Raw genomic sequence first — 18090 nt, forward strand, 5'->3', positions numbered from 1 at the left:
TACCGCTATGCCTCGGGATTGTATTTGCCCTCGGGACCCACCAGGTAAACCCGATTCTTCCCGCTCCGTTTCGCTTCCAGCATCGCCATATCCGCCTGCTCGAACAGTTGTTCGACCGTTTGCCCGTCCCGGGGATATGAAGCGAGCCCGCCGCTGATAGTCAGCACACCCTTACCCTCGGGCCCCAGAAATTCATGCTTGGTCGCACTTATCTGCCTGCGGAATCTCTCAGCTATCTGGTATGCGTTGTCAGGATGTTCGCCCTTGCTGGGCCTCCTTCGCTCACCGCTCGCATCGACAGTCTCTTCGCCCAGCCTGTCACCGGGTCGGTCCCAGAAAACAACAGCAAACTCATCTCCGCCTATCCTCGCGATCACATCATGCTCTCGACAGCAGTTCTTGATGACCTCGCCCGCTTCGATCAGCACCTTGTCACCGACCGAATGGCCGTAGGCATCGTTGTAATGCTTGAAATTGTCAATATCGAAGACAAGCAGCGTAACCCATAGATCGAGTTCCTGCGCCTTTTTGAGTATCTGCCCGAGAAATTCCCGTACATACCGCCGGTTCTTCAAGTTGGTCAGATCATCCTGGATCGCCAGCTTCTCCAGCTCCCGAATACGAGCATCCTTCTGCCGGTCCACATCTGCATCTTTCGCAGACGTTCGTTCATAGCTTTCCGCCGTCTTCTCGCCGAATACCTCATCAACCTTCACAGGGCAGATCATATAATCATCTGCCACCCCGCCGCGGTTGACAGGTGTAGCGACCAACTGTCTCGCCTGAAATTCCTCATGCATCCTCGCAAGCAGAACGATCCTGGCTGAACCGTTCACTCGTCTGAGAGTTCTGATCGCAGATTCCAGTTTATTGGTAAAACATGACATGACTACGTAAATCGTTTCGTAAGGCTGATGCGCTGCCGCATTGATAGCGTCTAGCATGTTTTCACATCTCTTGAAGTCATGCTCCAGCGTTTGCTCCACATTCTCAAATGCCGCCAGAGGGTTGCCCACAAAGAGCACCTTCGAGGATCTGGCCGTACTATTGTCTTCTACAGTTTTCATCTATACCGTCCCAAGTAAAGCATCAAGTTCGTCCTGGCTGATCACGATCTCCCGTTTCGTCCCAGCCTTTTTACCAGCAGTGTTTCCTTTTTGACACCTGGTCTTTTCTGCATCCATTTCCGGTTTGGCCTTACCATCACATGCCGTCAAGATATACTCCCGGAGGCTGGCTGTATTCTGGAATACCGGTACTCCATGAGAGATGACCTTACTTATCAAGCTCATCGATTTGGCAGCCCCCAATGTTCCGACACATGCGATCCTGATGTTGTTGGCCAGGCAGAAATCGACCAGGGACATATTCCCCTCGCTAAGCTTCTCAGTATCCAACAGAACCATTGCTCTCCGTCGCTCGGTATCTACGACCTCGCCGGCCACCTCATACATGTCGCTGCAATAGGCACACCGTACCCCCAACTGATCGAGCATTCTGCCAAGCTCCCAGCGAATGTCCCCCCGCTGATTAGTCATAACAACCACGGTCATGCCGTAGCTGTTCATTTGCTGTTCCATGTTTTCTCCCAAACTCAACACTACAGCATATTAAAAATCGGCCCAAAAGTCAAGATGCGGCATGTCCAAAAGCCTTCGCTCTAACGCATATCAACCATTTTACACATGCTGTACGTATAGTTATTGACATATCAGCTATGCCGTGATTGAATAATTTTAAAGGGTAGCTCTAATAATTGCTTTTGAGCGGCAAGTAGGAGATTTTTGCGTTTTGGCAAGGAAGACAAATCAGCTATAGTTGCAGCTAAAGCGGTTTTTGTCTGACGCCGCTCGGAATCAAAAAGATTCGCTTGACCGCCAAAATGAATTGTTAGAGGTGCCCTAAAGATGCAGGTTCAAAATAAGGGAGTCTCGATAAGTGCTTAAAAAAGAACTCGGTCTCATGCATGTCTTCTGTATCGCCTCAGGGGCTATGATCAGCTCCGGGCTTTTCGTGCTTCCAGGCATAGCTTTCGAAAAAGCCGGCCCCGCGGTAGTCTTCTCATACGCCTTCGCAGGCATTCTCGTCATACCTGTCATACTCGCCCAATCCGAGCTCGCTACCGCTATGCCTCGCTCCGGAGCCAGCTATTTCTTTGTAGAACGCAGCCTCGGCCCGCTGGCAGGCACCATCGCGGGCCTTTGCGTATGGATGGCAATAGCCCTAAAAGCCGCCTTCGCAATGATCGGCATCGGTGCACTGGCCAGCTTCTACACTGGTAACGAAAGTCAGGCACTCGTTAAGATCGTAGCTGTCGCCGCCTGCCTGTTCTTCATGGGCTTCAATCTCCTTTCCGCCAAGGGTTCCGGATCGATACAGGTATTTCTCGTGTTCGGCCTTTTGCTGATCTTGACCGCTTATTGTTTCAGAAGTGTCCCCCGTATGGACGGCAGCAGCTATATGCCTTTCGCCCCTCAGGGTTGGAACGCGGTGCTCGCTGTTACCGGAATGGTTTTCGTCTCCTACGGCGGTCTCACCGGCGCCGTCGACATCGCCGAAGAGGTCCAGCAGGGGGGCAGGAATCTCCCCCTGGGCATGTTCCTGGCCTTCGCCATTGTCAATATTTTCTACGTCGTAGTCGTTTTTGTAACCGTTGGAGTTACCAAGCCGGATCAATTGGCCGGTTCACTAGCACCAATCGGTCTCGGCGGCGAAGCAGTTTTTGGCCGCATAGGGCGGGACATCATAAACATCGCAGCATTTCTCGCCTTCGCCACCACCGCAAACGCAGGAGTCTTGAGCTCCTCGCGAACACCCATGGCCATGAGTCGTGACGGCCTTCTGCCCGGACTGCTTGCCAGGACCAGCCGCAGGTTCAAAACACCTTATATTGCGATCCTTTTGACCGGCAGTCTGATGATCACCCTAATCGTTGTTTTTTCAGTTGAGGACCTCATCAAAACGGCTTCAACCATCCTCATACTCACATTCGTGCTCACCAATGCATCCGTCGTCATAATGCGATTCTCCGGCATGCAGGCCTATCGCCCAAAATTCAAGATCCCGCTCAATCCCTATCTGCCCATAGTCTGCATTATCATCTACATCTTCCTCATCGTCGAAATGGGTATCGTGCCGTTGATCACGGCCGGTGTCTTTGCAGTCGCCGCAACGCTGTGGTATGTTTTTTACGTGCAGAAGAGGATCGACCGACAAAGTGCGATCGTCTATCTAGTCAAAAACATCGTATCGCGTCACATCGGCCGATCCGGCCTCGAAGAAGAACTTCAGCACATCGCTCTCGAACGCGACGAGATTACCCCTGATCGATTTGACCGCCTTGTGAGAAAATGTCCCATAATCGATATCAAATCGAAGATCACCGCAAAACAGCTTTTCCACACCGCTTCAACTGAGATGGCAAAACGTCTTGACGTCGATGAAAAACACCTTTACCGCTTGTTCCTCGAAAGAGAACGCGAATCCGCAACCGTCGTACGTCCCGGCCTCGCGATCCCGCACATCGTTGTGGAAGGGGACGGCGTATTCGACGTTCTGCTGGTACGCTGCAAAAAGGGTATCGTCTTTTCAGAGCTGCACGAACCTGTCCGCACCGCATTCGTTCTGGTGGGCTCGCCTGATGAACGCAACTATCACCTTCGTGCATTGATGATCATCGCCCACATCGTAAGCGAACCTGACTTCGAGCAGAGATGGTTCGCCGCCAAGAATATTGAACAGCTCCGCGACATAGTCCTTCTGTCCGGCCGGCAACGCGAACACAAAAAGTAAACGCAATAAAAATGCCCCGCCTTGTAACGGGGCACTGAAAGGTATTTAGCCTTCTAATCAATTATATGCTGCGACCGTTTGAGTACACGCAGATAACCAAAATTGATGAAAACCCTGCGTACACAGAAATCGTGATACTTTCTAGAAGCCGTTTCAAAAATGCTTTTGGCTTCTCGGCGAGCAATTTTTTGTGCTGGCAAGGCGAGTAAAATTGGTAATAGTCGTAACTATGACCGATTTTGCTCAACGCAGCCAGGCCAAAAAAGGGCCGCCGAAAGACAAATCTGAGTTTTGAAATAGCTTCTAAACAGTGGCATGCACCAACTGACTGCGCCACTTTTCCATTATGTCCAGTCCTTCCTGGTCGCCTACCTCACGCCATTGACGATAAACCTGCGGTATGGCCTTGAAGTATTTCGGCGTAGTCAGTACCACCGAATCCTCACCTACGTCTGCCATATCGTTCGCCATCTCGGCATTAGCCACCGGTGTGCCGATCACAAGCTTCTGTGCTCCCTTTTTCCTGCACAGCATTGTCGCGGCCCTAATCGTACCGCCCTTAGCGATACCGTCGTCCACCAGGATCACCGTCTTCTGCCTTATGTCAGGCAGCGGTTCACCGTCTCTCAGTAGGTCTACCCTGCGCTGTACTTCTTCGCGTTCCATTTCGACGATCTTATCGATCGTTCTGTAATGCAGTGTCCGCCCCACATAAGGGAATATGAAAATGCTGCCGTCTTCCGCTATCGCTCCAAAACCCGACTCGGGGTTCTTGGGATATGACAGCTTGCGTACCATCAGCGGACTGAAATCAGCATCGAGATATCGTGCTACCTGGTACCCTATCTCCATGCCGCCCATTGCAATTCCGAGAACGACACAGTCCTCATCTTTATATCTGTTTAGTGAAAGTGCAAGTCTTCGCCCTGCGTCTTCCCGATTCTGATACATCGTTAGTCCTCCAATTCAATTTTAAATCTGTTGTTGTGTTCTTTGCTCATCCGTTGCTCAACTGGTCTATGCACCGGAAGATGATTTCTGCTTAAGTTCTGAAACCTTATCCACGTGAACAGTCAGCCGCTGTTCGCCCTTATAATATGCCTGCTCAGCGTCGAACATTTCCTGAGTTTCACCGTGCTCGCTGATCTCTTCGATCTTGCTGCACTGACCGATCAGTTGATATCCGTCCTGGCTCTGCTCGTTCCAGATCAGAACGGCAATGTGATCGTTCTGCTTAAGATCCATCAGCGTCTGAGGCCCGAAGCATCGTGTCAGATAGACATTGTCCTCAGCTCCAAGATCGATCTGCCCCGCAGCATCGACATGAGGCATACCCTGGTTGTCAACAGTCGCTATGCACACCGGCCCTACATTCGCTGCAAAGTGGACAGCCTGCTCAATTTTTTGTTTATCCATGATCTCTTCTCCGCTTGGCTTGTTCCGTAATGATTTTTAAAACCTGGTCATCGCTGACCTGGTCGAAAATCTGATAAAACCTTCCTATAGAACCGAAATAGGCAGGAGACCTTACGCAGATGATCTTATCAGCATCTTCCGCTATCCGTTCCAGCGAATCAGCAGGCCCTACAGGTACCGCAACTACTACCTCTGCAGCACCCTCTGCTTTCACCGCCCAGACAGCCGCCTGCATTGTCGCTCCCGTTGCTATCCCGTCATCTGTAAGGATCACCGTCCTGCCGCCAACGTCCGACTTAGCAAGTATTTCGCGATACTGCTTTACTCGCGAGTTGATAACTTCCAACTGTTTTGCTTTTTCTTCTTCTATGTATCTTCGGCTTGCTCCTGTGATAGCTGCGAGCTGATCGTCCAGGATCAAATGTCCGTCTTCAGAAACCGCTCCGATCGCAAGCTCCGGGTTAGCCGGTGCTCCCAGTTTATGGGTCAGCACCACGTCCATCTGCACATCCAGCGAATTCGCAAGACAGTCAGCGATCACCACTCCGCCTCGCGGAATGCCCAGCACAAGCGAGTCGGAGCCGGAATATTCCTCCAGGTGCTCGACCAATGTTTGCGCTGCTTGCCTGCGATCGGTAAACGCTTCACTTGACGTCGAATATATTTCAGTCAAAGCCATTCTTTCAGCTCTCTGTTAAACAGCCGCCGAATATGCCCGCATGCAAAAGCTCTAGCAGCTAGAAGACCTATTCGGTTATCTCGATAGGCGCCTTGCCCATCCATACTCCATGCAGATTGCAGTAAGCGAACGCCCGCAGATCACCATGAATATGATCCAGCGTCACATGCATCTTCATGACAGGCTCGGTTATCTGCGCCATAAAATCTATCCTGCCCAGGTATGTGTGCCCGGCATACAGTTCCATGAATTCAAAATGGTGCTTGGGTTCGTTCGGATGTTCTTTATACTTGCCGACCTCAACAGTCACTTCAAAGGTCTCACCCTTCTTGACAGACTCCGGCGCTGTTATTACCGGCAGATGCTTCTTCTCCAGATCTGTCATGCTCTCTACATCTTGAGTGTTCTCAGGGACATTGATGCCGCAGAAAATATCATTCTCACATTTGCTTTCGCTCTTAACCAGCGTCATTATTTCGTTCTCCTTCTAACATTATCTGAACATAACTCATTGTCGTTTCTTCAAATTCGAACGCGGCCTCTACATCTTTGTGCTCGCGCCCGTCAATTTCTACATAAGGATAAATTGCGAAATTCAAAGGCTCGGCTTTTGACTCGGGCAGCCTGATATCTCGCCCTATGGTAAATGCCACTCTGTTCCGATCGAGTCGGCCAAAATATGCATCTCGTTTTCCGGGATTCTTGCTGGCTTCAGATGCATCTACTGGCAGCCATCCCTTCTCATCTGTATAAAACTCCGCCCAGCAATGATAGCCCTCTATTACGCCCGCATCTTTGTCGGCAGGTAGCGGCAGGCCCATGATAAACCGTGCCGGAATGCCAAGTGCCCGCGCCTCCGCTATAAACAGAGAGTGAAAGTCAGTACAATTGCCTTTGCGAACATTACAGGCATACATCGCATCTCCTCGACCCCAACCTTCACCGCTTTTGTCATACTCCACCGTGTCAACAATGTGATTGTAGAGTATACGCGCCTTGGTCAGATCAGTGTAGCTGTTACCGGCCACCGAACTGGCTTCTTCTGCTATCTTGCCGGTAGTGGGCAGCATTCTTGTTCCTGTAAGATATTTCCGTTCTTTCTCAGTCGTCAGCGGCCATCTGGATCCTTCCGCAGTCACCGGCGAAACATCATATCTTGTAACAAAATATCTCACTTGCACAGGCTCATCATTCGCGCGATATTCCTCAGTAGTTGTATTGATCAATATGAACCTGTTTTCATACTCGGCCTCACTGACTATTTCGTAATCCCAGTCACCGGCTACCTCAAAACCATGAAGCGTCTGTCCTTCATCATCCATAGCAACCGGTATGAAAATCTTCATAGGATTATTCGAAGCGGGCACACCGCTGATCTCTGCGGTGTACTCCAGTATCAACGTGCGCCCGCTGCCTGCTTCAGCAGTCGAAGGTCTGACTCGATATTGGATTATCACAATCACTGCGATTAATGCCAATATAGCAACCATCGCAAACGTAATGTAACGCCTTTTCTTTTTCACAAATTACCTTGTTATGTCAACTTTTTGTTAAAAGCAGTTTTATCACTGCCAACCGCTTCCCGATCAACCGCCCGGATGTTCATGGCTCGCGCCGCTGTCACCCGATCCGGGATGCTCATGTTTCTCAGACTGTCCTTCCTTCTGCTGCAGCATCTGCTGTTCCTGTTGCTGCTCCTGGAGCTGCTGAATCTTCTGCTGTGCTTCCTGGGGTACAGGCGTATCTCCAACTGGCGCCATCTGCCACATACCTTGCTCTTCTTCCCAGGTATACCTTTCCTGGCCTGCTTCTTTATGGATCGTCACAGTTGCGAATTCCAGGTCATCAGGACTTTGACCAGTCATGAAGATGTCCAGGTCGTACATCTTTCCGTCCGGCGTCTCAAAATCGGCACATGTGAAATAAGTGTTCTCGTTAAGCTGAGCGATCCTGTCCCGATGTACCGAATCCAGCTTTAGCTTAAGCTGTTCGCCGGTCACCTCATCGGTAACCATCATATAACCGTCTTGATCCTGTGACTGCTCCCGAACATAACTCTCGATGGCATTGGCAAGATCACTTCTTGTGATCTGCGTCTGCTCCTCGCCCATGCCGCCGGGCATTCCTTCCCGTTCCATCTGCTCCTGCTCACGCTGTTGCTGCTGTTGCTCTTCCTGCTGCATCTGCTCTTCTTGCTGATAAGTCTCCGCTCCTGCTTCCTCTGGCTCTTCCCCTTGACAACCTTGAACCGCCAGACCAACTGCAATGCACATCGCTGCCATTAGATAGATTTTTAGCAGTTTCATTTTTGTTCCCCTTAATTAGTGAGGTCCTCAATACAGTTTTCTCAACGTTTGCTTTTCCTCACCAACCTGCCGACTAAGTTAATAATAGCCGGCAATGATCCGGGCACTGTTTTTAAGCAGTTCTCCGAATCTGCCGGCCCAACCCAGCAGCCCTTCTCACTCCTGCTGCTATTCTTCAGATCTCCTGTAAGGACTTGCTGGTTCGGATATTCTTTCGAGCACTTCCCAGGCAAGGTGCTCGTCTTTACTTTTTACTGCCACATCACTCAGCGAAAGTACACCGACTGGATTGTTGCTGCTGTCAAGCACCAGCAGCCTGTGGATATGCTTGTCCTCCATCAGTTTTGCGGCTTCTTCGATACGTTCATCCTGCGATATGCAGGTCAATTCGCTTGTCATGAACTCGTTTACCGGGCTCTCTCTCGGATCCCGGTCCTCGGCGACGCAACGGAAAATCACATCCTGACCGGATATTATTCCAATGATCTTGTTGTCCTGAACCACCGGGATCGATCCAATGCCCAGCGACTTCATCTTCTTGGCTGCTTCCGCAACCGTCGCATCAGAGCCTATCGTCTCCACTCCCATGGTCATGATCTCTCTTACATACATAAGTCTCCCCTTTCATAGCTCCCGTTCACTATCGTGGTGTGAAACTCAAACAATCAGCTTCGTTGCCCTGAAAGCCAACTGTGATCTCAGGTGCTGTGCATTCGAAGCCCTTGTTTGCTTTGCAACTGGTGGTCTTGCACGCACCTACCCCAGCCGTTGAATTGGTGTCATCCGTCTTGCCCGACGCCATGCAAAGAGTATCGCATTTGGGCGTCCCCGAATTGCCGATAGTAATTGCATAAGCGTGGCACTGGTTATCAGTGTTGTAAGCACAACCGGTAACATCACATTTTGAAACTTTTGACATTTGCATAATTGATTCTCCCGACTAAAGTTGAAAGATCCATTTAGATAACGATGTCCCGTCCTCCATTCTCTACGTACATCATGACCGCGAGGCTGTCTTTCGTCAATCGGGGTACATCCCCTAAACCATATCAGGAATTCGCTTAGAAGAGCGCATCCTCACCTAAGGATTACACTAAAAACCGCTCCTGCGCCCTCAAAAACAAGGCTTCACCTGCCGTATGCGCACTAAAAAAGGCCCCGCCTCAGACAGGACCTTTAATTACTGAATCCTCAATTTGGCTATTACATGGCCGCATCCTCACTGCTGCCGAACGGATTCCGCCTCATCGCCAGACTGAACAGATATGGATATTCGGATTTGAGATGCTCCATATAATGTATCCATTCAACAGCCGCCTGGCTGTATGCCCGCTCCATATCGCCTGTCAGATGGGCCAGGTCTTTGTCACTCAACGTTGAAAAGTCCCGCCTGCTGGCCAGCTCTTCCGTCAAATGAAAAACGGCCCACAAAGTGTCCGTAAACCTGTCATGCTCCAGCAGCAGGGGGTTCTCGAGCAAAGTAACCATAAAACCCCGCTTGCCGACCAGCATCTCGGCGATCTCACTTAGCTCATTCCTCTCGACAGACAGTTTGAAGTCATGGCCTTGCAGATCGTTCCTGGCGGATCCGAACTCTGCCTTCGTCCAGTTTCCCTCCACATCCAGCACCTCGCCGAGCATGTCGCTGTTACTGTCATGGCTTGCCAAAAACCGCAGCAGCTCCGTGCCGACCTCGCTGAAAAACGTACCTATCACCATATTCAGCTTGTTCATCTTGTTCCGCCTGTCCCTGCTCGCCAGCAGCTCATGCAGGATCAGCGTCACCATCAGAACCTCGATCGGCACGAACGCAATGTCCCCCATCAGATATATGAATATATGATGCGCATCATGGAACATCAAATAATGCACAAAATAAAGCACCGCCGACATTCCTACCAGCCCGACACCAAGAAATATCTGCCACTTAAAACGCTTCATATGTTCTCACCTCAGCTAAGATTGTCTTTGAAATGTCATTACGCTTGTTATAGAATTCATCAGGCTATGATAATCTCAAGATCAAGCCCTGTCATTTACTTTTTCGAAAGGTCTCACCGATGCGCAAAATACTATGGCTCGCACTATTGTTATCTTTAATCGTCATCCCCTTTACCAATGCCGCCGACCAGCAGCCCGCAAAACCCCGCGTACTGATCATAGGCGACTCCATCTCGATAGGCTACACCCCTCACGTCAAAGAGATGCTCAAAGACAAAGCCATCGTCACCCGCCCCCGCACCGCCAAAGGGCATATCATAAACTGCGGCAACACCCAGCGAGGCCTCGATAATCTCACTGACTGGCTAGGCGATACCAAATACGACGTTATCCACTTCAACTGGGGCCTGTGGGACATCTGCTACCGCCACCCCGAATCCAAGGAACAGGGCCGTCGGGACAAAAAACGAGGAACCATAACAGCCGCTCCCGAAGTCTACGAGCAGAACCTCCGCGAGCTCGTCGATATGCTAAAGGCCACCGGCGCCCGCCTCATCTGGGCCTCGACAACCCCCGTCCCCGAAAAAGAAGCGGGGCGGTTCGTCGGCGATGAAGTCAAGTACAACAAAATCGCAGCCCGTATCATGGCCGAAAACGACATCCCCACCGATGATCTCTATTCATACATGCTCTCCGTCGCTGACAAATACTACCGAGCACCCGGCGACGTCCACTACACCGACGAAGGTTACCGCCACCTCGCCAAAAAGGTTGTTTCCTCGATAGAAAAAGCCCTCGACCCCGAAAAGATCGATCTCTGGCCCGATACTCCGCCCGCCCAGGGCGCCAATTCCAAAAAGGTCATGCCCACCATCACCGTCTATCGCACAACTCGCGAAATATCTAAAAATGCAGCCGTCCTGATCTGCCCCGGCGGCGGTTACGGCCATCTCGCAATGACCCACGAAGGCTCGACCATTGCTGAATGGCTCAACTCCGTCGGCATCACCGGCGTCGTCCTCCGCTACCGCCACGCACGCGACGGCGACCACTTCCCCGCTCCTCTCGAAGATGCACTCCGTGCCATGCGCATAGTACGCTCAAACGCCCCGGACTGGAACATCGACCCCGACAAAATAGGCGTCATGGGTTTCTCCGCAGGTGGACACCTCGCCAGCATGGTCGGCACGAAATTCAACGAACCCTACGGCAAGGCCGGTGACCCTGCCGACAAACTTTCTGCCCGCCCCGACTTCATGATGCTCGTCTACCCCGTCATCACCATGACCCAGCCGTTCATGCACAAAGGTTCCAAACGCAACCTCCTCGGCCCCCGCGCCAATAACGACGACCTCGCCCGTGCAGTCTCCACCGAACTGCAGGTCAAAACCGACACCCCGCCCACCTTCCTGCTTCACTGCAACGGCGACAAAGGCGTCCTCCCCGAAAACAGCGTCGCCTTCTACCAGGCCCTTCGTAAGCAAAACCTCGACGCCGAAATGCACATCTTCCGCAAGGGCTCACACGGCTTCGGCATCCGCAACCTCGACAACCCCATCTTCGACTGGCCCGCCCGCGCAGCGGACTGGCTCGATCAGATACTGAACGCTGAGAAATGACGCACAATTGAAGAACTGACGAACCTCCCTGTCCGCTCATCGGCAGGGCGGTTCACTTCTCCGTCAGCCATGAAGGTCCGATCGCAGGCTCTACCTTCAACGGCACATCAAGCTCGATCGCCGTCTCCATCTCGCGCCTGATCCACTCCGCATTCTCCTCCGCCCCCTCGCCAGGCATCTCAAACACCAGCTCATCATGCACCTGTATCAGCATCATGATCGGTAACCCCTCCCGCTCGATCCGCTCCTGTATCCGTATCATCGCCAGCTTTATCAGGTCCGCCGCCGACCCCTGTATCACCGTATTGATCGCCATCCGCTCCGCCTGCGACCGCACATTGTGGTTCCGCGACGAAAGCCCCTCTATCGCCCGCCGCCTGTGCAGTATCGTCTCGGCATACCCGCACTTTTTCGCCTTCGCTATCTCCCCATCCATGAACTCGCGAATCGAAGCGTACCGCGAATAATAATCATCGATAAACTTCTTCGCCTCGCCCACGGATATCTCCAGCGACTTCGCCAGTGCAAAAGGCCCCTGACCGTAAATGATCCCGAAATTCACACCCTTCGCCTTCGCCCGCATATCGCTCGTCACTTCCTCAGGCTCCACCCCGTACACCTGCCCCGCTACGAACCTGTGTATATCCTGATCCGTCTCGAACGCCCGCCGCAGTTCCGCATCGCCAGAAAAATGCGCCAGCAGCCGCAGCTCCACCTGCGAATAGTCCGCCGACATGATCACATCGCCTTCCTTCTCCGGCACAAACGCATTGCGTATCTTTCGCCCCAGCTCCGTCCGTATCGGAATGTTCTGCAAATTCGGGTCCGACGAGCTCAGCCTCCCCGTAGCCGTCACCGTCTGATTGAACGATGCGTGCAGCCGATTCGTCCGCGGATGCACCAGGTCCCCCAGCTTCGCAACGTACGTATTCTTCAGCTTCACCAATTGTCGATACTCCAGTATCAACGGCACAATCGGATGCTCCTCCGCCAACTGCTCCAGCACCGAAGCATCCGTCGACCGCCCAGCCTTGCCCGACTTCACCGACTCCAGCCCAAGCCTGTCGAACAGCACCTCCCCAAGCTGCTTCGGCGAATCGATATTGAACACCTCGCCAGCCCGCTCATGTATCTTCTCGGTCAGCTCCCCCAGCGTCCTGCTCATCTCATCGTCCATCTCCTTGAGCATCGTCGTATCCAGCGTTACCCCGTTCATCTCCATCCGCGCCAGCACCGCCACCAGCGGCATCTCCACCTTCTCGAACAGCTCCTTCAGCGTCGGCTCGCTCTCTAGCTGCGGCCCAAAGCACTTATAAAGCTGCCACGTAACATCCGCATCCTCCGCCGCATAATAACACGCCCGCTCCACATCCACCTTATCAAAGGTTATCTGGCTCTTTCCCTTGCCGATCAGCTCAGATATCGGCTGCGTCTTATACCCCAGGCACTCCTCCGCCAGCGAATCCATCCCGTGCCGCCTCGCCGAGTTCAGACAGTACGACGCGATCATCGTATCGAAATACAGCCCCCGGACCTCGAACCCCGCGTTCTCCAGCACGATCAGGTCATACTTGAAATTCTGCCCCACCTTACGCACCTTCTCATCCGCGATGATCCCCCCGATCGCCTCACGCACATCCGCCGCATCCAGCACCTTCGAACCCTTCGGCCCCTTCACCGGCAGATAATACCCCTCGTCCGCCTTCCACGAAAAGCTCAGCCCCACCAGCTCCGCCTCCATCGGCGCAAGTGCGGTCGTCTCAGTATCCACCGCGAACACCTTCTGCCTCCCCAGCTCCTTCGCAAAATCCTTCAGCTTCGCTGTCGTATCCACCAGCGTATAGTCCTTCTCCACCGTCGCAGCCGCCTCTTCCGCCTTCTCCTCGCCCATCTCGAACAGCATCCCCTGGGCCGCCCGCTTCACCTTCGGCTTGGCCGCGACCTCCTTCGCCTCCATATCGAGCTGCTTGAGCAATCGCGAAAACCCCAGCTCGCTGAACAGCTCCCGCAGCCTCTCCCTGTCGAACTCCGTCACCCTGAACGCTTCCAGATCCAGCTCCACCGGCGCATCGCAGTCTATCGTTACCAGCCGCTTGCTCAGCTTCACCGCATCCCGCGACTTCCGCAGACTCTCCCCTCGCTTGCCCTTTATCTCCTCCGCCTTCGCGGTCAGCTCATCCAGCGACCCGTACTTTTGTATCCACCCCAGCGCCGTCTTAGGCCCCACGTCCGGCACACCCGGCACATTGTCCGCCGTATCCCCCTGAAGCGCCAGCACATCCAGAAACTGCGCAGGCGTCAGCCCCGTATCTTCCATCAGCCCCTCAACCGTCGTCGCCTTGTCCTTCTTCACGTCATACGTATTGACATGCTCATCAAGCAACTGCAGAAAGTCCTTGTCCTTCGAGCAGATATAGCTCTCGATCCCCTCCGCAGCCGCCTTCTTCGCAAGCGTCCCGATCAGGTCATCCGCCTCATAGCTGTCCACCCGCAGCATCGGCACATGCATCGCCTCCAGTATCTCCTCGATCCTCTCTATCTGCGCAGGCATATCCTCCGGCATCGGAGGCCGATGCGCCTTGTACTCCGGATAAATATCCGTTCGAAAACTCGGCACCTTCGAATCCATCGCCACCACCACCATGTCCGGCTTCTTCCGGTCGATCAGTCCCAGCAGCATCTGCGTAAACACATACGTAGCCTTAGTCGGCTCACCCGCCGGACTCGTCAAAGGAGCCATCGGCGCATAATAAGCCGCATAAATATGCGCATGCCCGTCAATTATGTATATATTCCTGGCTTTTTCATTTCCCATGCCCCCAAATATAAACCCACCACCCAAAAACTGCAAACCATATTCAAAATCCTAACTCAAGAGCCATCACCGCACCCCACTTAGAAGATTGGCGACTACTGTCATCCCAAACTTGATTTGGGATCCAGAGAACTCAGCGAGAACACATGCACGTCCGAAAACAGCATCCGCCAGACGCGCCCAAAACAATAATCATGGCCCAAAGTGCGAGTCCCCAGGCCCTAAAACTCGATCCCCATACGTGCCCATCACACCGCCCACCCCACCAGCGCACAAAAAGAGCCCCCAGCAAAACCGAGAGCTCGAAGAAAATCATCCCCAACAAATCAACTACCCCCGCCTCCGCCTCGCCAGCAAAAGCCCGCCAAGTCCGACCAGCCCAAACGTCGCTGGCTCAGGTATGGTGTAAATAAACCCATGCTTTATGCCATTATCGTAGTAACTTCCAACGATTGTATCACCTTCGATATCATTTGCCCATTCTAACCCGGGGTCCGCTCCAGGCACTTGAAGCTCTAGCCAGTCTTTGCCATCAAAGAAAAAACCGGCATATCCTAAGCTTCCTACAATCCGGTCGCCGTCAATGCCGCGGGCATTTAGTCCATAAGGAGAATCTGGCCCATCTAAAACGCTCCATTGATTTCCATCATATACATATGTATCGTGCTCAGAGTTGCCAATGATATTGTCCCCGCTGATGTCGTATAAGTGCGTGTAAGTCGAACCGGCCATGTCCAGAGTAGTCCAGTTTGTTCCATCAAAGATGAAACCATGTGCGCCTTCACTGTCCCAATATGTTCCTACTATGTTTTCTCCATCAATGCCCCTAGCTTCGGTGGATGTAGCACCCGGTGCATCCAATGTTGTCCATCCAGATTCATCGTAAATAAACCCGTGGCCGGAGCCGGCCCCGTCCTGGAAATTTCCAACTATTCTTCCGTTATCGATACCACGTGCTATTGTGCTTGTAGCACCCGGTGCTGCAAAAGTCGTATAGCTGTCTCCATCAAAAAGAAAGTTGTTCCAGTCGCCCGTTGAGTCGAGATAATGCCCAAGAATGGTTTCGCCGTCTATGCCTGCCAACCTTGTGCCCTCTGCCCCCGGGACATCGAATGTGTCCCATACGCCAGCGTGTGCGCAAGATGTTAGAATTGTAATCGTTATAATCCCTGTTAAAAATTTCTCGAAAGTCATGAAAAAGTCCTCAAATAGCTGGTTTGCATTTTTAGATATGTGATTATACTAAAAACACAATTGATAGTCAATAGAAAAGATGCCTAATGCCAGTATATACTTTTTAATTGCTTCCATTTGCCCAAACGCCGCTTATCCGCTAAAATATTCTCACAATGATCTCAAAGCTCATATCACTACTGATCGCCGCAGTCTACATCACCATCGCGGTCCTGCGCGGCGACCCAGACGACCCCTTCACCCGCATGGTCATCTTCGGCATAATGTTCGGCCTGCCCTGCATCTGGTTCCCCGACACCCTCGGCAGCATAGTAGGCCTCGTCAGGCTTCAGCTCATCGACCAGGAAACCCCCGCCTGCATAATGCGTTTCTTCGGCTGGCTCATCCTGATCTTCCTGCCCCTGCTGATGTTCGCAATTTAATATTACGTTTTTCAAAGGAGATACCGAATGAAACGAAGAGACTTTCTAAAATTTACTACTCTATCTGTTCTCGGTCTGTCCGCAACCTCAAATGCTGAAGCTGCCCAACCAAAACGCCCCAACATACTCTGGCTCACCAGCGAAGACAACACCGCCGACTGGCTCGGCTGCTACAACAACCCCGACGCGACAACCCCAAACCTCGACCAGCTAGCCCGCGAAGGCTTTCGATACACCAACTGCTTCGCCAACGCTCCCGTTTGCGCCCCTCAGCGATCGACCTGGATCACTGGCGTCCACGCCATCTCCATGGGCACACACCCCATGCGAAGCCGCTATCAGATCCCCCACGAGAAAATCAAATACTACCCCGACCACCTCAAGCAGGCCGGCTATTTCGTCTCCAACCACACCAAAACCGACTACAACATCGGCGGCCGACCCGACAAAGCATGCTGGGACTCGACCGCCGACTGGCGCAACCGCAAGCCCGGCCAGCCATTCTTCAGCGTTATCAACTTCGCCCAAAGCCACGAAAGCCGCGCCTTCGGCAACGTCGAAAACACCCGCCACGACCCGCTCAACATGGACCTTCCCGCCTACCACCCTGACATCCCCACCATCCGCAAAAACTACGCCAAGTACCAGGACGCAGTCCAAATAATGGACGAAAAAGTCGGCGCCGCCATCAGTAAACTCAAAGCAGACGGCCTGTACGAGGACACCATCATCGTCTACTGTTCCGACCACGGCGGAGTCCTGCCGCGCAGCAAGCGTTTCCTTTTCGACAACGGTATCCACTGCCCGCTGATAGTCCGCATCCCCGAAAAATACAAACACCTCTACCCCGCACCAGCCCCCGGCACAACCGTCGACGACATTGTCAGCTTCATCGACATGCCCAGGACCTGGCTGAGCCTCACCGCTGCCCCCGTCCCAGACCACATGCAGGGCCGCGTCTTCCTCGGCAAAACCGAACCGCCCCGCAAATACCATTTCGCCTGGCGCGGCCGAATGGACGAACGTTACGACAACCAGCGAGCCGTCCGCGACAAGCGCTATCTCTACATCAAAAACTATATGCCGTGGTTCCCCTGGGGCCAGCGTCTGCAGTACCTCTGGAAAATGCAGGCCACCCAGACCTGGCAGCAGCACCACCAGGCCGGCAAAACCACAGCCATCACCGCACGCTGGTTCACCCCCAAACCGGTCGAGGAACTCTACGACACCCTCAAGGACCCCGACTGCATCAACAACCTCGCGGACCACACGGACCAGACCCAGCGCCTCACACAAATGCGAAAGGCCCTACGCGACTGGCAGCTAAAGATTCACGACAGCGGCCTTCTCCCCGAGACCGAGCGTTCCGCCCGGGCCGAAGAACACGACGTCACGATATATGAAATGGTTCGAAACCCCAAACTCTACGATCTGCCCGCCTACCTCGACGCGGCCGATCTGGCTCTGCAAAAGGACCCAGCCAATCTCCCCGCACTGACCCAAGACCTCGACCACCCCGACAGCGGCATCCGCTGGTGGGCCGTCGTCGGACTTTTCTACCTGGGCCAGAACGCCGCACCGGCCAAAGCTAAACTCACTGCAGCGCTTACAGACCCCTCCCACGAGGTCCGCGCCTATACCGCCTGGTCACTTACAACACTTGGCGAAACCGAACGCGCCCTGCAAACCTTCGACCAGCTAATCCGCGACCATTCCCCAGCCACCCTCACGGTGCTCAACATCCTCGACCAGCTCGGCGATTCCGCAAAACCCCTGCTGCAAACCGTCAAACAAACCGAACTCAAGGACTACAACAAACGCATGAAAGACTACCTGCTGTCAAAATGGTCATCATAGCGGACTTTGATCACTGCGAAATCTTACTCCTTGCCCAAACCGCCCCGAT

At 53.1% G+C, this 18090-nt stretch carries 17 protein-coding genes; 4 read left to right on the top strand and 13 right to left on the bottom strand.

What is annotated here, in order from left to right; translation table 11 throughout:
* Positions 1 to 5: 5 nt before the first annotated feature.
* Positions 6 to 1067: a GGDEF domain-containing protein gene (locus STSP2_RS05395; protein WP_146660589.1), complete on the bottom strand. Its 1062-nt coding sequence runs from the start codon at positions 1065 to 1067 to the stop codon at positions 6 to 8.
* A complete protein-coding gene (locus STSP2_RS05400) occupies positions 1068 to 1580 on the bottom strand; it encodes a hypothetical protein (RefSeq protein ID WP_146660591.1) in 513 nt (170 codons plus the stop codon).
* A 358-nt stretch (positions 1581 to 1938) separates the two neighbouring features.
* Between STSP2_RS05400 and STSP2_RS05405 the strand changes: the two genes are divergently transcribed.
* The gene (locus STSP2_RS05405) at positions 1939 to 3792 is read left to right on the top strand and encodes an amino acid permease (protein WP_146660593.1); all 1854 of its coding nucleotides are present in this window, start codon (positions 1939 to 1941) and stop codon (positions 3790 to 3792) included.
* Positions 3793 to 4095: 303 nt separating this feature from the next.
* Here the strand turns inward: STSP2_RS05405 and STSP2_RS05410 are convergent, their stop codons facing one another.
* From STSP2_RS05410 to STSP2_RS05450, 9 genes are all read right to left on the bottom strand, one after another.
* Positions 4096 to 4743: a phosphoribosyltransferase gene (locus tag STSP2_RS05410; protein WP_146660595.1), complete on the bottom strand. Its 648-nt coding sequence runs from the start codon at positions 4741 to 4743 to the stop codon at positions 4096 to 4098.
* Positions 4744 to 4809: 66 nt separating this feature from the next.
* Positions 4810 to 5208: a pyridoxamine 5'-phosphate oxidase family protein gene (locus STSP2_RS05415; protein WP_146660597.1), complete on the bottom strand. Its 399-nt coding sequence runs from the start codon at positions 5206 to 5208 to the stop codon at positions 4810 to 4812.
* Positions 5201 to 5887 (bottom strand): phosphoribosyltransferase, encoded by a 687-nt coding sequence (locus tag STSP2_RS05420; RefSeq protein ID WP_146660598.1) that lies wholly within the window; start codon positions 5885 to 5887, stop codon positions 5201 to 5203. The genes STSP2_RS05415 and STSP2_RS05420 overlap by 8 nt, the downstream gene beginning before the upstream one ends.
* 67 nt (positions 5888 to 5954) lie before the next feature.
* Positions 5955 to 6359 (bottom strand): class II SORL domain-containing protein, encoded by a 405-nt coding sequence (locus STSP2_RS05425; RefSeq protein WP_146660600.1) that lies wholly within the window; start codon positions 6357 to 6359, stop codon positions 5955 to 5957.
* Positions 6346 to 7410, bottom strand: coding sequence for a transglutaminase-like domain-containing protein (locus tag STSP2_RS05430; protein WP_205848008.1), 1065 nt, complete (start codon positions 7408 to 7410; stop codon positions 6346 to 6348). The genes STSP2_RS05425 and STSP2_RS05430 overlap by 14 nt, the downstream gene beginning before the upstream one ends.
* 63 nt (positions 7411 to 7473) lie before the next feature.
* Positions 7474 to 8193 carry a hypothetical protein gene (locus STSP2_RS05435; protein ID WP_146660602.1) on the bottom strand — a complete coding sequence of 240 codons (720 nt, stop codon included), beginning with the start codon at positions 8191 to 8193 and terminating at the stop codon, positions 7474 to 7476.
* Positions 8194 to 8361: 168 nt separating this feature from the next.
* On the bottom strand, positions 8362 to 8805 hold the full coding sequence (locus tag STSP2_RS05440) for a CBS domain-containing protein (protein ID WP_146660604.1): 444 nt from the start codon (positions 8803 to 8805) through the stop codon (positions 8362 to 8364).
* A 28-nt stretch (positions 8806 to 8833) separates the two neighbouring features.
* The gene (locus STSP2_RS05445) at positions 8834 to 9118 is read right to left on the bottom strand and encodes a DUF1540 domain-containing protein (RefSeq protein WP_146660606.1); all 285 of its coding nucleotides are present in this window, start codon (positions 9116 to 9118) and stop codon (positions 8834 to 8836) included.
* Between the two features lie 278 nt (positions 9119 to 9396).
* Positions 9397 to 10134 (bottom strand): hypothetical protein, encoded by a 738-nt coding sequence (locus tag STSP2_RS05450; protein ID WP_146660607.1) that lies wholly within the window; start codon positions 10132 to 10134, stop codon positions 9397 to 9399.
* Between the two features lie 119 nt (positions 10135 to 10253).
* Here STSP2_RS05450 and STSP2_RS05455 point away from each other — a divergent pair, with 119 nt between their 5' ends.
* Complete coding sequence (locus STSP2_RS05455; protein WP_146660610.1) at positions 10254 to 11753, top strand: alpha/beta hydrolase fold domain-containing protein; 1500 nt, start codon at positions 10254 to 10256, stop codon at positions 11751 to 11753.
* Positions 11754 to 11805: 52 nt separating this feature from the next.
* Here the strand turns inward: STSP2_RS05455 and polA are convergent, their stop codons facing one another.
* Both polA and STSP2_RS05465 read right to left on the bottom strand, forming a co-directional pair.
* Positions 11806 to 14568 (bottom strand): DNA polymerase I, encoded by a 2763-nt coding sequence (gene polA, locus STSP2_RS05460; protein ID WP_146660612.1) that lies wholly within the window; start codon positions 14566 to 14568, stop codon positions 11806 to 11808.
* A gap of 330 nt (positions 14569 to 14898) precedes the next feature.
* The gene (locus tag STSP2_RS05465; RefSeq protein WP_146660614.1) at positions 14899 to 15762 is read right to left on the bottom strand and encodes a PEP-CTERM sorting domain-containing protein; all 864 of its coding nucleotides are present in this window, start codon (positions 15760 to 15762) and stop codon (positions 14899 to 14901) included.
* Between the two features lie 155 nt (positions 15763 to 15917).
* On the opposite strand from STSP2_RS05465, the gene STSP2_RS05470 reads away from it, so the two are divergent.
* On the top strand, positions 15918 to 16184 hold the full coding sequence (locus STSP2_RS05470; protein WP_146660616.1) for a hypothetical protein: 267 nt from the start codon (positions 15918 to 15920) through the stop codon (positions 16182 to 16184).
* A 27-nt stretch (positions 16185 to 16211) separates the two neighbouring features.
* Positions 16212 to 18041 (top strand): sulfatase-like hydrolase/transferase, encoded by a 1830-nt coding sequence (locus STSP2_RS05475; RefSeq protein ID WP_146660619.1) that lies wholly within the window; start codon positions 16212 to 16214, stop codon positions 18039 to 18041.
* The last annotated feature ends 49 nt before the right edge of the window (positions 18042 to 18090 follow it).

Origin of the sequence: Anaerohalosphaera lusitana, from assembly GCF_002007645.1 — a bacterium.
In the GTDB taxonomy this organism is placed as follows: Bacteria; Planctomycetota; Phycisphaerae; order Sedimentisphaerales; family Anaerohalosphaeraceae; genus Anaerohalosphaera; species Anaerohalosphaera lusitana.

Coding starts and splice junctions, on each gene's coding strand:
- STSP2_RS05395 (WP_146660589.1), bottom strand. CDS start 1,067: ATGAAAACTGTAGAAGACAATAGTACGGCCAGATCCTCGAAGGTGCTC.
- STSP2_RS05400 (WP_146660591.1), bottom strand. CDS start 1,580: ATGGAACAGCAAATGAACAGCTACGGCATGACCGTGGTTGTTATGACT.
- STSP2_RS05410 (WP_146660595.1), bottom strand. CDS start 4,743: ATGTATCAGAATCGGGAAGACGCAGGGCGAAGACTTGCACTTTCACTA.
- STSP2_RS05415 (WP_146660597.1), bottom strand. CDS start 5,208: ATGGATAAACAAAAAATTGAGCAGGCTGTCCACTTTGCAGCGAATGTA.
- STSP2_RS05420 (WP_146660598.1), bottom strand. CDS start 5,887: ATGGCTTTGACTGAAATATATTCGACGTCAAGTGAAGCGTTTACCGAT.
- STSP2_RS05425 (WP_146660600.1), bottom strand. CDS start 6,359: ATGACGCTGGTTAAGAGCGAAAGCAAATGTGAGAATGATATTTTCTGC.
- STSP2_RS05435 (WP_146660602.1), bottom strand. CDS start 8,193: ATGAAACTGCTAAAAATCTATCTAATGGCAGCGATGTGCATTGCAGTT.
- STSP2_RS05440 (WP_146660604.1), bottom strand. CDS start 8,805: ATGTATGTAAGAGAGATCATGACCATGGGAGTGGAGACGATAGGCTCT.
- STSP2_RS05445 (WP_146660606.1), bottom strand. CDS start 9,118: ATGCAAATGTCAAAAGTTTCAAAATGTGATGTTACCGGTTGTGCTTAC.
- STSP2_RS05450 (WP_146660607.1), bottom strand. CDS start 10,134: ATGAAGCGTTTTAAGTGGCAGATATTTCTTGGTGTCGGGCTGGTAGGA.
- STSP2_RS05455 (WP_146660610.1), top strand. CDS start 10,254: ATGCGCAAAATACTATGGCTCGCACTATTGTTATCTTTAATCGTCATC.
- polA (WP_146660612.1), bottom strand. CDS start 14,568: ATGGGAAATGAAAAAGCCAGGAATATATACATAATTGACGGGCATGCG.
- STSP2_RS05465 (WP_146660614.1), bottom strand. CDS start 15,762: ATGACTTTCGAGAAATTTTTAACAGGGATTATAACGATTACAATTCTA.
- STSP2_RS05470 (WP_146660616.1), top strand. CDS start 15,918: ATGATCTCAAAGCTCATATCACTACTGATCGCCGCAGTCTACATCACC.
- STSP2_RS05475 (WP_146660619.1), top strand. CDS start 16,212: ATGAAACGAAGAGACTTTCTAAAATTTACTACTCTATCTGTTCTCGGT.